The organism is Paenibacillus sp. NPDC101420, from assembly GCF_050277435.1.
Classification (GTDB): domain Bacteria; phylum Bacillota; class Bacilli; order Paenibacillales; family Paenibacillaceae; genus Paenibacillus_AQ.
Genome location: NZ_JBNNSE010000001.1, coordinates 1,183,639 through 1,198,264, shown reverse-complemented (window position 1 = coordinate 1,198,264; position 14,626 = coordinate 1,183,639). Strand labels below are relative to the sequence as shown.

Sequence of the window (14,626 nt, the reverse complement as noted above, 5' to 3'; positions counted from 1 at the left end):
CTTCTTCAGTAAGCTTATGTGGACAGGTTATTTGTATTGACCTGCCAATTGTTGTTCTGCCAGGGTTACAAGACGTTTAGTGATGTAACCACCGATCGAACCATTTTCATAAGAAGTTTTATTGCCTTGGTAACCATCTGGGGAAAGCGTGATTCCGAGTTCTTGGGCAACTTCATATTTAAGTTGTTCCAAAGCACCACGGGAATTTGGAGCTACAAGGTTATTGGAGCTGTTGTTTTGGCTCATTGCTGTTCACCTCCTCTGTTGGTAACTGTATTATGTGCCGGACTTGCCATAATCATTACAATAAAAAAACGGTGATTTCTGGAAAAAATGAAATAGCCCTTTAAAAGCCGGATGTTTAACATACCGGGACTAAAAACATTATGTAATAGGAAGTGATGAAGCTTATGAAATGCCCTTACTGCGATCACACAAATACTAAAGTGCTCGACTCGCGACCAGCGAATGAGAATAAGTCAATCCGCCGCAGGCGTGAATGTGAGCGTTGCAGCAAACGGTTTACAACCTTTGAAATGATCGAGGAAACACCGTTAATCGTGATCAAAAAAGACGGCAGCCGCGAGGAGTTCAGCCGTGATAAAATTCTGCGTGGTTTAATTCGGGCTTGCGAAAAACGCCCCGTCTCTGTAGAACGTCTAGAGAAGATCGTCTCTGAGGTGGAGAAATCCCTACGCGGTATCGCCGTAGCTGAGGTGGAGAGCCAACAGATCGGTGAATTGGTTATGGAGCAGCTCTATCCAGTAGATGAAGTCGCCTATGTTCGCTTTGCATCCGTATACCGCCAGTTCAAGGATATTAACATGTTTATGAAGGAACTGAAGGGTCTGTTATCTAAGAGCACCGGAGATCTGGACAGATTGTAGAGTTGTGGCTAGTCTAATGACTAAAAAAAGTGTTGACAGCGAAGGCGATTTTTTATATTATATAGGAGTCGCCTACGGCGCTTGGATTTGTCAGAATGACTTAAATACACCGAACTAAATTTTAGAATGTGTGATTACATACATCTGAAAATTACGTTTGGGGCCATAGCTCAGCTGGGAGAGCGCATCGCTGGCAGCGATGAGGTCAGGGGTTCGATCCCCCTTGGCTCCACCAAACTTCATATGGACTCTTAGCTCAGTTGGTAGAGCAGTAGACTCTTAATCTATTTGTCCAGGGTTCGAGCCCCTGAGAGTCCATCCTAAAGAAACAGCAGAAATGCCGTTTTTTTTTGTTGTTCAGGAAGCGGAGTGACTTTTTATTTGGTTTTGATCGTGGTATAGTTTGGGTAGATAAATCGTACAATGCAAAGAGTGCCGTGCGGAAACACGGCTCCCAGTGCAATAGCCGCTTTTAAGGGCGGCTGATTTCAGGTATTACGGGCAGAAATAGACCGCATCCTTTGGACTAGGGCGGTCTATTTCTTTTTGAGGTAATTTAGAAGCTCAATGCTAAAAAGGTAGAACAAGTTGAAATGCAGGCTCTCCAGACCTATATTCCTGTTTGGAGCGAGGTATTTAAGAAAGCTTCTACTGCTAAAAAGAAAATGATGCTTAGTACGATCATTGAGTGTGTTAGGGTTTACCGAGATTCAGTAGAACTGACGTTAAAATTGAACATTAGCTCGTTTTTAGCGACTTCAAGTGTAAGTAGTCTAAAAGGTAATGATTATGATTTGAAGGCTGGCAAGCAAGTGCATGGCATTCATTATGGAAATCAGTTTTCAGGCATTTTCCAGCCTAATTCATCATCCCACACGGCATCGATATCATCCAGGTGAACATGCCATTCACCACCGTCTACTTTTCTACGTATCTCGGTCAAACATTTCAACCAATGAAATAAATCGTTCAGCAAATCTTCAATCTGATCCGTCATGGACAGCTTGGTAGCGCCAGCGAAGATCTCCGTTGATCTGGACGAATCGAATTTGTACACTGTGAAAGACTCCGCCCGGTCTTTCCCTTCAAAATCCTGATCATAACGTTGGACAATGGCTGTGATTGCTTGTTGTTCGCTTTCTGTTAGGACGTATTCTCTCGTGCATGTGTAATAAATAGAAACACTGATAAGTCATTCCCCCCAAACATAGAAATGGATGCGATATCCAGTTCCTGTTTATTACCCTCCAAAAGTCGAAAGCAAACTAGGCCAAACCTGCATTCTGGCGCCGCATGAAGGACAATTCATTTCCCCGGCCAAATACGGCAATTGGTTCAAAAAAGAGGAATCGCCCAGCTGATCGGCTCGCTCCGCCAGTATTTGATGTTCCGCTTCAACGAATGCCTCAACGGGAGTAACCTCATGTGCTGCCTGAAGGGGTTCGAATACCGGATCTTCCGCGAATGCTTGTATACGACCGCCTTCTCCGCTCGGCCACAAGTAAGCCTCTTGATTACATACTCCGCAAACGGCCACATATTCGTCGCCAGCCGTAAAATTCAGAAGCATGTTTGCCACGCTCTGGGATTCCCGATAAGCCGCGTCGGCAATGAGAACATATCTTTTTTCGGTATCGCTGCTTATTTCTTGTTTGGCGTAGGCCAACATCTCTGCAACAAGCGAAGCAAGCTCCGCTATCGCTTTTAAGTAAGATTGGAACATTTCCGCGCAAACCTCGTTTCCCGCTTCAGCAGCGAGTTCGTTCCAATCCGAGGGATACGGCTCAGATCTTGTTTTGTCATGACACGACTCGATAATCCCGCAAGTGATGTAGATTTCATGGCGCACTTCCATATTTTTTGATGCGAGAGCAAGTTTGGCCAGATAAGGTACTGCCGCGTAAGTGACGGTATAGATCGTATTTTGGTGATATAAGTGCTCCTGGAATAGTTCGTCGAAAACTTCTTTATCGAAATCAAGCATCAGACGCTCCAACAGTTCAGGTACCATTTCGCCTGACTCGTAAGGACCGGTTAGCTTGCCCCACAGTTCGCTGTTTAATTGTAACAAGAGGAATCACTCCCATCCCTATTCAAGTGGATACATTTTCTATATTATCCTATAAGATCGGCGGGTCCTGAATAGGGCAACGGATATACTCCCCCTCGAGAATAGGGCTTAAAGCCTAGGACGATTCCCCCTAGGCTCTATTTCCATAACATGAAGAAAAGCCAATTCTACTGAAATGGCTTTTTTCTTTTTCACTACTCTTCGAAAGGATCACGATTTTGTACTATTAATTAGCATGAGATATGACAGAAATGTTGGCATGCTTGATTCACTATAGAAGGCCGAATGTCCACATTTGTATATGTATTGTAAAGATAAGTATATCGATGAAACGAATGCCCCTACTTATAATAAAATTGCTGCAGCAGTTGAGCATGGAGAGTCATGCGGTAAGCTGGAGTAAAATTCGAGCTAATAAACAACGGGGGGGATCGTAGTGCGTTTACGGTATAGGAATATTTTTTTAGTGTTTTTTGTTACCGCTTTCATTTTAGTTGCCGTTTCATCGGAGAAGTCCGACGCCGCAACAGGTAATCTGGCTTTAGGAAAGACGGCTTATTCGTCGTCGAACGAAGTAGACTTTTTCGGGCCTGAGAAAGCGGTCGACGGTGGCAATCGGGATGCAAGCCGATGGTCTTCGGAAAGAACGGATGACCAGTGGTTCTACGTTGATCTAGGCGAGCCTGTAGAAATTGGAAGAGTAATCATCAACTGGCAGACTCCGGCGGAACAATATCAAGTTCTTGTGTCTGACGATGCGGTAACCTGGAGGAACGTATTCGCGGACAACCGCGTGCTCGTCGCCCGCGGACCAGTCGAGGATACGATCGATTTTGAGCCGACACTGGCGCAATACGTTAAGTTCCAAGGAGTAACGCGACGTCCAATTGAGGATATCTATTACGGATACTCCTTCTGGGAATTCGAGGTATACAAGGGCAAACCGCTGTTGCCGCCTATGATGGATGCGGTCAAAAACAGCATCGTCGTCTCCGAGGGAGACACTCAGCTGAACCTGCCCGCTGTACCGGATGGTTATACGCTGACGCTGGTGAACACGGACAGCTTGCCGGTGATCGACGAGCAGGGCAATATTCATGCGCCGCTTGTGGATACTCAGGTTCAGCTGCTGCTGCAAATCGAGAGCGACAGCGATCCGACATATCTGTTAGCGGATAATGCGTTAGTCACCGTACCCGGTCTCTACGAGCAGACGAGCGATCGGAACCCGGAGCCGCGAGTCATTCCTTCTTTGCGTGAGTGGCTGGGCACAACCGGCGAGTTCCGCTTGACGGATAAATCCAATATCGTCATTCGCGCGGAGGATGAAGCGGCTCTGCAGGGGACGGCCAATATTTTGCGGAAGGACTTGCTTGATTTAACGAAGCTTCCGCTGACGGTTACGGTTGGTTCACCTCAAGAGGGAGACATCTATTTGGTGCTGGATGCCGCGCAAACGGGATTGGGGATAGAGGGCTATGAGCTGAATATTGGCGAATATACTTCCGTCGCTGGCTCCGATCAGACGGGCGTCATGTTCGGCACAAAAACGATCCTTCAACTGCTCGGCCACGATGCCGATCATAAGACGATGCCCAAGGGGCAATCGCGCGATTATCCGAAATACGCGGATCGAGGCTTCATGCTCGATGTGGGCCGCAAGTTTTATACGATCGAATTTTTGCGGGATTATGTGAAGTTGATGTCCTACTATAAGATGAACCGGTTCCAGATTCATCTGAACGATGATGTCGGCGATGTCGGTTACTTCCGTCTGGAGAGCGAGAAATTCCCGGGAGTGACGAGCAAGGACGGCTTCTATACGAAGCAGCAATTCAGAGACCTGCAGCTGCTTGGGATGGAATACGGCGTAAACGTCGTGCCGGAAATCGATACACCGGGCCATTCCGGCGCGTTCATCGCTTACGACCCTAGGTTGGGCATCAACAATCAGCTGGATATCAATCGTCCGGAGACGCTCGACTTCATTAAAGAACTCTTTGACGAGTATCTCGACGGCAGCAATCCGACCTTCGTCGGCCCGGACGTGCACGTCGGCACGGATGAATATTTCGGCGACGACAAGGAGGCGTTCCGCAGGTATGCGGATATGCTCCTTAACCACATTAACAGCAAAGGCAAGCGCGCTCGTCTGTGGGGCAGTCTGTCCGCATATGACGGCACGACGCCAGTCAGCAACAATGCGACGATGGACATCTGGTATGAGCCGTACGGAAGTGTCTTGCAGGCCATTAAGCTTGGCTACGACGTTGTCAATACCAACACGAACTTGCTCTATATCGTTCCGCAACTGTATCGCAGCTATTTGAATTACGATTTTATTTACAATGAGTGGGAGCCTAACGATTGGCTGGAGACGAAGCTTCCTTATGGGCACCCGCAGGTAAAAGGCGGCATGTTCGCGCTCTGGAACGACGTGTCTGTAGAGAAGGGCGTCTCCATGGCGGACTCGCATCAGCGTATCTTGCCTTCCATGCAAGTGTTGGCGGAGAAGCTGTGGAGAGGCAACCGCGTCGACCGGAACTTTGCAAGCTTCCAGGCGGATGCCGCAAAGTACGTGGACCCGCCGGGTGTTCATCAGTCGCACAAGCTTCAAGTCGACAATGAGCGCAATATCGTTCTCGATTATACTTTCGACGAGGGCTTCGCGGATCGTTCGGGCAACGGCTTTGACGGCAACGAGGTGAATGCAGGCACGGAGAAGGGAATCTTCGGGCAAGCAGTAAGGCTCAAAGGCGGAGCCAGCTACGTGGAAACGCCGCTTCGCACGCTCGGTTTCGGATGGACGATGTCCATGTGGATCAAACCGGATGCTGACAACCCGCAAGGAGCTGTGCTGCTGGAATCTCCGGATGGACAGCTGAAATATAACATCGGGGGAAGCGGCAAACTGGCCATCACGAAAGAAAACTACGTCAGCGAATTCAATTATAAGCTGCCGACCGACCGCTGGACCCATGTCTTTATGATCGGCGACGACACGGGGACCTCCATCTTCATTAACGGCAGTGAGTATACGGCTACTCTAAAAGACGGCTCCAAGTTGGAAACGTTCGTATTGCCAGTAGCCAAAATAGGCAGTGAAACGAATGCTTTTAAAGGCTTGATTGACGAACTCATCGTGAGGAACACCTACGTGGACCTGCATGGAAATCTGGCTTTGCATAAGCAAGCCGAATCCTCACTGCCGGAATCCTCGTCCTACACGGCGGACAAAGCGGTGGACGGCAGAGGGGACACCAGATGGTCCAGCAATTGGGTGGACGATACCTGGTTCATGGTGGATCTGGGTGAAGTGAAGAACATTGATGCTGTATCTATTTTGTGGCAAACGGCTTACGGTTCGAAGTACCGCATTCTCGTGTCCGAGGACAAGGAGAACTGGACGAATGTCGTGAAAGACAACAACGGCGAGATTAACGGCAAGCCGGGACGCGTCGTGACTACCTTCCAAAGCACGCCGGCCAGATACGTGAAGTTCGAAGGCGTGTCCAGAGCTACCATGTTCGGCTATTCCTTTGAGGAATTTGAAGTGTACGGCGAGGAATATAAGCTCGGCAATATACGGCCGATTATCGACCTGTTGACGGCTATCGAGGCATACAAGCTCGTGGAGGACAATTACTCTCCTGAGGGCTGGGCACAGCTTCAACAGGCGATGGTACAAGCGACTGCGGCGATTCAAACCGCCCAGCTGACTCGTCCTGAGGCCGAGCAGGCGTATGCCGGGCTGAGCATTGCGCGCGATCGTCTAACGATCGAAGACGTAATGGGTCTGATCGAGCTTAATGTGAATGAAAGCATTGCCGCGAATCTCTATCTACCGCAGAAAGGACAGCTCGGAACGCGTATCGTCTGGAGCAGCTCGAAGCCCGACTATCTGAATGCCAACGGACAATTGTTGCAACGTCCGTCAGGCAGCGACATGGAGGTCGTGCTGACCGCGACGATCAGCAAGGGAGATGCATCCGCGAAAAAAACGTTCAAGATCAAAATCAAAGCGTTGCCTAGCTCTGGTGGCGGAGGATGGGTTCCGACTCCAATAACTCCAGATCCGGAAGAAGGCCAAAACGGCGGTTCGAATCCGGGAGGCGGAGATCCAGGCAATGGCAATGAGAACGGCAACGGCAATGGCGGGGAGTCTGGCGGATCGACAACGGTTCGACTGAACGATATTGCGAGTCATTGGGCAAAAGCGTCCATCAAACGGGCCGTCGAGCTTGGATTCGTAGCTGGCTATACCGACGAGACTTTCAAGCCGAATAAGACGGTCAGCAGGGACGAATTCGTCGTCATGTTGGTCAAAGCGTTGAAACTGCAAGGTACGAACAGTTCGCTGGACTTCGCGGACGCAGGCTCAATTCAAGCTTGGGCGAATCCTTATATTGCGCAAGCCTTGGAATCCGGCCTGATCAGCGGCTATGCGGATGGGACCTTCCGTCCGAAGGCTTCGATTAGCCGAGCAGAACTGGCAGCGATGATTGTTCGCAGCTTGGGCCTGAAGACTTCGGAAGGGCATGAGCTCTCTTATGCTGACGCGGATCAAATCCCGGCTTGGGCGAAGCCGTATGTGGCAGCAGCCCAGAAGGCGGGAGTAATGAACGGTCGCGGGGACAACCGGTTTGCCCCGGCCGCCTCGGCGACGCGTGCTGAAGCTGTGGTCGTCATTCTGAACATGCTCGATGCGCTTGCAGAATTGCAAGCGCAGGAGCAGAACTAATTATGTATAGAAAGAGAGCGTGAGCTTAAGTGAAAACTAGACGAAGTTTGACTGCTTTGCTGCTTGTCCCGGTCATGCTGTTCTCGTTGATATCCTCCGTGTATGCGGAGGAGCCGGGCGGAGAGAGTGCCAGCTTTTATAATTTGGTTCAAGGGAAAACGTACACATGGTTGGATCAGCCGGAGGACGCTTTCCCGGATGACGGGACGAAGCTGACGGACGGCAATGCCGTAGACACATCCCGTGACAGCGGCAACTGGGTGGGCCACCGCTACAAGAAATCCCGTTCGGTTGTGTTTGATCTAGGCGAGCAAAAAACGATCAAGGACGTGAGCGCGCGTTTCTTGCAAGATTGGCCGAACAACGAAACGCTTGTACCGCTCACCGTTTCATTCTACGCGTCTGACGATGGGGTGAACTGGGGCGTATTGTCTCATAATGCGACTAAATTGTTATGGGGCGATCAGACCAACACCGAGACGTATAAATGGGACGGCAGCCCAGAGACCGGAGTCGTCAAGCGTGGCGATTATACCGAAGGATTGGTTTACGCTCAGTATGTGAAAGTGGTGTTCTCCGTGCATCCGAGGGCGTGGACTATGATCGACGAGGTGACGATAACCGGCGCGGACGGCTTGATCGACGGAGCCCAGCCAGTGCAGCCCGAACCTTATGGTCTCCAGCAACCTGGGGAGGCTACTGGCGGGATTGAAAATTTGGGCTTGCTGTATAACGGGCATTACCCGGATGGTACAGGAACCTGGACGAAGGAACGGGTTATCCCTAATATCAGCTATGTGAACAAGCAGGGAGAGCCTGTCGATTGGCTGTTCGACGGCGTGCTATATCTGGGTTTGACGTCGGAAAACGGCAGAGGCTTCGGCGCGGTTGAAGCGGCCGGCAAAGCCAGAAGAGTGGAATGGGAATGGTATTTGAATAAAACGTTTAACACCGGCGGCGATATGAGCGCGCTGAACGAGGCGACGGCCGAGGTAGGCGCGAAGCTTGGCGAGCCTGACCGTAAGACGAAGGTTGTTATGATGATACCCGATCCGGGCGAATATCAGTCCGATTTTGGCAGCATTAACGATGAAAATCTGGACTTCAACCTAAGTGTGGTCGGTAATGACGTATCGCTGAACAACCGGACCAAAGCGATTCAGTGGTGGACCGATGAAGTGCAAGCAAGATGGGCGGCTGCGGGCTACTCGAATCTGGAGCTCGTCGGCATGTATTGGCTGGAGGAACAAATAAGCACGCATTCGACTGGCCCGGAGATGGTCAAGAAAGCGAGCGACATCGTTCATAACGCAGACCTGAAGCTGTTCTGGATCCCTCATTCTTTGGCTTATAAGAAATTCATGTGGAAGGATGTCGGCATCGATGCCGTATCTCTGCAGCCGAACTATTTCTTCGAGAAAATGGAGTTCTCGCGTCTGGAAGATACAGCGGATATGGCGAAACGGTACGGCATGTCGCTGGAGCTGGAGTTCGATGACCGGATGATCAATGACGCCGTCTTCCGCGAGCGGTTCATCGATTACTTGAACAGCGGCGTGGATACAGGGCTAATGCAGCAAGGGTATAGAGCGTATTATCAAGGCAACAACGCCATTTTCAGCGCGGCGAAAAGCGAGGATCCTGCTATCCGCGTCCTCTACGATTGGCTGTACCAATTCGTGAAGGGCACTTATCAGAAGCAAGACGCCGCTGCGCCTGATGTTGTAGCGCTCATGAACGGGGAGCCGATCTCGGAGCATACGATTGTGCCTGATACGACACAGGCCGCCTTCACCTGGGCCATTCCGGGAGATGATGACAGCGGTATCGTCAAAGTAACGGCCAAGTATGACGGCAAACCTTATACGCAAGGAACTATAGTAGATCTGACGGGCAAGCCGGGCAAGCATGTGCTGGAGCTGACGGTGGCGGCTGCCAAATCCAAGACGGTTAAGTTCGTAATAGAAGCTCGTTTGGGCGCTGAAGGTCTATTGGCTCTTGTTGATAAATACGCAGACAACAAGCAGCTTAGCAATGCCGATACGGTACGCGCTATGCGCAACGCTCTGATTATGATGGAGCGTACGCAAGAGAGCGATCCTGAGGAAGCCATAGGCTATTTGCTGGCATTCAATGCGAAGCTGGATGGGGCTAAAGGCCTTGAATTTGTAACGGAAGGCGCTTATACGGCCCTGAAGGAAGGCATGTATTACGAGATTGGCAGCATCGCACAAGACAAAGAAGCAGAGGCATCCTCGACGGAAACCGCAGGTCTAGAGCCTTCTAAGGCGCTGGATGGCGCACCGGGTACGCGCTGGGCGAGCCAAGTGCGCGATACGGCTTGGTTCCAGATCGATCTGGACAGCAAGCAAACCTTCGATACGGTCCGCATCGATTGGGAATATGCGCGCGCGGACCAATACCGTCTGAGCGTCTCGGATGATAAGCAGACGTGGGAGCCCTTGAAAGTCGGCAACAATGGCGTGGTTAAAGCGTCCGACGGCAAGAATACGCTGGTATTCCCGGCAACGACGGCGAGATACATCAAGTTTGAGGGACTAAATCGGGCTACGTTCTACGGTTATTCCTTCTATGAATTCGGCGTGTACAATCTTTCCCAGCGGCAAGAGCTGAAGACATTGGACGGCATACAAGCCGCCGTGGACGCCTCCACGAAGAAAGTTACGATCAATGGGTTAGTCATGAACGGCAAGAAAGAACATTTGTATGTCAAAGTGCTTGACCCAAAAGGCAACATTCAATATACCGGCCAGACGGACACTGAGGATGACGGAAGCTTCCGCATCGCCTTTACGTTGACCGGAGAAGAGCAAGGACTGTATACGGTCGAGCTTGAAACGGATGACATGACGACTCCAGCGCAGGCCGCCTTCGAATATCGCAAGCCGCCTTCCACTGGCGGAGGCAATGGGGGCAGCATTGGAGGCGGTTCGGCGCAAGATCCGTATACGTTGCAAACGTACGATTCAGTCAAAGCCGTGCTTGTCCCGACATTGAAAGGCAATCAGGCTGTGGCTTCGGTCGGAGTAGCAGATCTGAATGCCGCGATTCTCAAGGCAACAGCCGACAGCAACGGCAACAAGCATATTCGTCTTGAATTGAAGCTGTCGAACGCGGCTGTCAGCTATGCTTTGGAGCTTCCCGCAGCTAATCTGACGAACCAGTCTAATCTGATTCTGCATATCTCCACGCCGTATGCCCAGCTTGCATTGACTGGCGACATGCTGGCTGGAGTCAAGGAGAATGCCGGAAAGCTGCTCGTTATCGTAAGCGACCATGCAGGCGAGTATCGCGGCAACGAAGCGGCTGGCCGGATCGGCAACAGACCAATCGTTGAAGTTGCATTGCAACTGGACGGTGAAGTTCTGTCTTGGAATAATGCGAAGGCACCGATTTCCATTGCGATTCCGTATTCGCTTCAAGCGGGCGAGCAAGCTGCTGATCTGCAAGCTTTCGAGCTGACGGGCGACAGCGCGGCAGTAATTGATGGCACGTCTTATGACAAAGACAAGGGCGTACTGCGATTCTCCATCGACCAAGTCGGCGTCTATGCTGTCGGTGGCAAGAAACCAGTTGCGTTCACTGACCTTGGCAAGTATGAATGGGCGCGCGAGGCAATAGAGAAGCTGGCCGAAAGAGGCATCGTCAAAGGCACTTCGATCGAAAATGGCACTTTCAGCCCCGCAAATCAAGTAACGCGAGCTGATTTTATCCTTATGCTGGTGAACATGCTTGACCTACGCGCCGAGATTACCTCGACGTTCACCGATGTGAAACCGAATGATTATTACTACGATGCGGTGTCCATCGTCAAGCAATTGGGAATCGTTTCGGGAGTGAACGAAGTTAACTTTGCTCCTCGTGACTCAATCAGCCGCCAGGACGCTATGGTTATGCTAACCCGAGCGCTTCAAACGACGGGGGCAATCAAGCCGTCCACATCCGGTTCAACACTTGAGGGCTTCCGTGATGCGAGCCAGATTGCGCCATATGCTGCGGACAGCGTGGCAACTCTGTTCGAGCATGGGCTGGTTACGGGCTCGGGCGGTTATATGAAGCCGAAGAGTACGACCAGCAGAGCGGAAGCGGCGACGTTCTTGTATCGCGTTCTTCAATTAATCGAGGGGCAGCAGCAGGAGTAGACGCGGAAACAATTGATTAAAGCACATTCCGATTAGTGCGGCAACGCGACCGGAATGTGCTTTTTCGACGATACAGAATAAAACTTCCTGAATGGACGGATGAAGCCGGTAAGCCGTCCCGCGCTTCCGCGATGAACTGCGGGCGCGTGATGGCGCCTCCGACCCCCCCACGTAAGCCGCCCCGGCGCGCATGGCCGACACCGCTTCCTCGGGTGTCCTGATGCGCCTTTCGCGACGAACGGTAACGCACTACGCTTCGCTCATTCACCGGACGAGCTCCAGGTCGGGGCCTTCGGACCGAGGGGCATGCGGCGTATAGCCGGATAACGTCGTCCCGACGAAATCCATAGAATGGATTGCAAGTTGTTTTTTTGGAAAATATGTGATTGCCTCGGGGTGTCTTTGGTAGTGAAACCAACAACGGCGGGAGAGCGCTTCGCTGGCAGCGATGAGGTCAGGGATTCGATCCCCCTTGGCTCCACCAAACATCATATGGACTCTTAGCTCAGTTGGTAGAGCAGTAGATTCTTAATCTATTTGTCCAGGGTTCGAGCCCCTGAGAGTCCATCCTAAAGAAACGGCAGAAATGCCGTTTTTTTTTGTTGTGTGGAGAGTGGAGTGGCTTTTTATTAGGTTTCTTTCATGGAATAGTTTGGAGAGAAAAAATGTGCAATGCAAGCGAGCCGTGTGGAAACACGACTGCCGGTGCAATAGCCGCTTTTCGAAGGATCAAACAGGAAATAGAGCGTATTCCTTTGCGAGAGGGCGGTCTATTTTTTTGTGCTGAGGTAAGATCCGGTGCTCGCTCCCGGTACATCGACGACCTCAAGACCAGGCAATGCTTCATCAAGTCAACAATAGACTCTAGTCGGGACGAGCGACTTAGGTTAATATGAAAGCGCAAACATGTTTTCTGGAAGTCTTGAAAGCTACAATTTAGCAACAGAGCATAAAGGTAATCTGAACGGAGGATAAGATGGAAAACTGGTTGGGTAAATCGTTAAAGCAGAAGCTGAGCTTGTTGATTATTATTTCGGTATTGGTACCGGTGTTGTCTCTGGGACTGTTCTCCTATTATATTGCTGAAAGCTTAACGGAAGAGAAAGCGAAAAGTTCAGGTATGAACACGCTTCGGCAAATTGGGGCTTATTTGGAAAATATGGTGAGCGATGTTGAGAATCTATCACTATTCCTCATCGGCCACCCTGATGTCCAAAGCTATTTGAAAACACCGGAACACGATTTGCTAAAGCAAACCTCGATCGTTAATTTACTTACAACATTATCGATTTCCAAACCATATATCGCCAATGTCATGATCGAATCGAATGAAGATAATAAGCCGTCGGTTTCCTTCAGATCCGTCCTCGAATCAGAATGGGCCGATATTCAGAGCGAATATCCCAGTTATTATGAGAAACATCCTAAATGGTGGTCTCCGGTGCATCACTTCGTTACATCGGACGGCAAAGAGGATGTCATTACGATGTCACGGCCGATTCGCAGCACATCAAAATATTACGATATCGGCATGCTTAAAATTAGCTTGACACAATCGGTTATCTCTAGCCATTTAAAGCAAGCTGGACTAGAGGGTGAAGGCGTCGCCCTGCTGTTGGACGAACAAAATCGGATATTGGCTGGGCCGGAAGGGTACTCGACTAACAAGAACTTGAACGATTATTTTCCCGGAATAGTTGATTTCAAGAGTAAGTCGGGTTCGTTCGATTACGGAGAAGCGGAGGAGCGGAGTACCGTACTGTACTATCAGATGCCTAATGTTAACTGGAGGCTCGTAGGCATCATTCCGGCAAAAGCTTACAGAGCGCAGAACCAGTATTTTTTAACGTTAACTGCAATTGCAGTCAGCATTTCCATGCTTTTTGTCATCGCTTTTGTACTTGTACTTATTCAAAAGGTGACGAAACCGTTGTCAGCATTAACGAATTTTCTTAGAAATTCCAGCCCAGACGAGCCGCTGCCGACGCTGCCCGTCACATCGATCGATGAGGTTGGACAACTGATTATTAGCTATAATCGGATGAGCTCGCGAATTATTAATTTAACCGATGAGGTGAAGCAAAACGAAGCGTTGAAGAAGGAAGCGGATATGTCGGCGCTTCAAGCGCAGATCAATCCGCATTTTCTATACAATACGTTATCGTCAGTCCACTGGATGGCACTAATGAAGGGAGACGAAAAAATTGCAGATATGGTCGGCTCATTGAGTGATTTTCTTCGTTTCAGCTTAAATAAAGGACAGGAATATTGTGCAATCAGCCAAGAAATTTTGCATGTAGATCATTATGTGAAGATCCAGTCCATTCGATATCCGGATAAATTTGATTACGAGGCGAATATTCCGGCGGAGCTGCTCGATATGAGAATGCTGAAGCTGCTGCTTCAGCCGCTAATTGAAAATGCGATGATTCATGGCATTTTGAAAAGAGAGGGTAAAGGAAGCATTATCGTTAAAGCGGCGTCAGCGGGAGAGCATATAACCTTTATTGTTCAAGATGACGGTGTAGGCATGAGCAGGGAAAGATTGGAGCTGTTGAGGGAGAAGGTAAGCGCAAACTTGGGCATTGATCCGCTGAAGAATAATGACTCGGCAGGCAGCAGCTACGGATTGCGCAACGTTCATAATCGGCTGCAGCTTCATTATGGGCATGAAGCCGGTTTACGGATCGAAAGCGTAGAAGGAAGCGGCACTAAAGTTAGTTTTACGATTATACCGCTCCAATCAGAAATCAAATAGGCTGCA

Annotated in this window: 8 protein-coding genes and 3 tRNA genes; 7 read left to right on the top strand and 4 right to left on the bottom strand. The window is 50.0% G+C overall.

Features of this window, described 5'->3' with window-relative positions:
* Positions 1-27: 27 nt before the first annotated feature.
* Entirely contained in the window at positions 28-246 is a 219-nt protein-coding gene (locus ACQKMP_RS05370; protein WP_042126012.1) for an alpha/beta-type small acid-soluble spore protein, read from the bottom strand.
* A 164-nt stretch (positions 247-410) separates the two neighbouring features.
* Between ACQKMP_RS05370 and nrdR the strand changes: the two genes are divergently transcribed.
* The 3 genes from nrdR to ACQKMP_RS05355 all read left to right on the top strand — a co-directional run bounded on the left by nrdR (position 411) and on the right by ACQKMP_RS05355 (position 1,205).
* Positions 411-887, top strand: a complete 477-nt coding sequence (gene nrdR, locus ACQKMP_RS05365) for a transcriptional regulator NrdR (protein WP_042126015.1) — start codon at positions 411-413, stop codon at positions 885-887.
* Positions 888-1,046: 159 nt separating this feature from the next.
* Positions 1,047-1,122: transfer RNA gene (locus ACQKMP_RS05360), tRNA-Ala, on the top strand.
* A gap of 10 nt (positions 1,123-1,132) precedes the next feature.
* A tRNA-Lys gene (locus ACQKMP_RS05355) sits at positions 1,133-1,205 on the top strand.
* Between the two features lie 517 nt (positions 1,206-1,722).
* On the opposite strand, the gene ACQKMP_RS05350 is transcribed toward ACQKMP_RS05355, so the two are convergent.
* Positions 1,723-1,944 (bottom strand): hypothetical protein, encoded by a 222-nt coding sequence (locus ACQKMP_RS05350; protein ID WP_231573411.1) that lies wholly within the window; start codon positions 1,942-1,944, stop codon positions 1,723-1,725.
* A gap of 183 nt (positions 1,945-2,127) precedes the next feature.
* Positions 2,128-2,958, bottom strand: a complete 831-nt coding sequence (locus ACQKMP_RS05345; RefSeq protein ID WP_427468965.1) for a hypothetical protein — start codon at positions 2,956-2,958, stop codon at positions 2,128-2,130.
* 436 nt (positions 2,959-3,394) lie between these two features.
* Here ACQKMP_RS05345 and ACQKMP_RS05340 point away from each other — a divergent pair, with 436 nt between their 5' ends.
* Positions 3,395-7,699 carry an S-layer homology domain-containing protein gene (locus tag ACQKMP_RS05340; protein WP_427468964.1) on the top strand — a complete coding sequence of 1,435 codons (4,305 nt, stop codon included), beginning with the start codon at positions 3,395-3,397 and terminating at the stop codon, positions 7,697-7,699.
* Positions 7,700-7,728: 29 nt separating this feature from the next.
* Entirely contained in the window at positions 7,729-11,862 is a 4,134-nt protein-coding gene (locus ACQKMP_RS05335; protein WP_427468963.1) for a DUF4855 domain-containing protein, read from the top strand.
* On the opposite strand, the gene ACQKMP_RS05330 is transcribed toward ACQKMP_RS05335, so the two are convergent.
* Positions 11,836-12,033: a hypothetical protein gene (locus ACQKMP_RS05330; RefSeq protein WP_379422398.1), complete on the bottom strand. Its 198-nt coding sequence runs from the start codon at positions 12,031-12,033 to the stop codon at positions 11,836-11,838. The genes ACQKMP_RS05335 and ACQKMP_RS05330 overlap by 27 nt on opposite strands.
* 323 nt (positions 12,034-12,356) lie before the next feature.
* Here ACQKMP_RS05330 and ACQKMP_RS05325 point away from each other — a divergent pair.
* Both ACQKMP_RS05325 and ACQKMP_RS05320 read left to right on the top strand, forming a co-directional pair.
* Positions 12,357-12,429 (top strand) — tRNA-Lys (locus ACQKMP_RS05325).
* A gap of 409 nt (positions 12,430-12,838) precedes the next feature.
* Entirely contained in the window at positions 12,839-14,620 is a 1,782-nt protein-coding gene (locus tag ACQKMP_RS05320) for a sensor histidine kinase (protein WP_427468962.1), read from the top strand.
* Positions 14,621-14,626: the final 6 nt, after the last annotated feature.

Bases quoted from the DNA above. Each gene is read 5' to 3' on its own strand.
- ACQKMP_RS05370 (WP_042126012.1), bottom strand. From the start codon at position 246: ATGAGCCAAAACAACAGCTCCAATAACCTTGTAGCTCCAAATTCCCGT.
- nrdR (WP_042126015.1), top strand. From the start codon at position 411: ATGAAATGCCCTTACTGCGATCACACAAATACTAAAGTGCTCGACTCG.
- ACQKMP_RS05320 (WP_427468962.1), top strand. From the start codon at position 12,839: ATGGAAAACTGGTTGGGTAAATCGTTAAAGCAGAAGCTGAGCTTGTTG.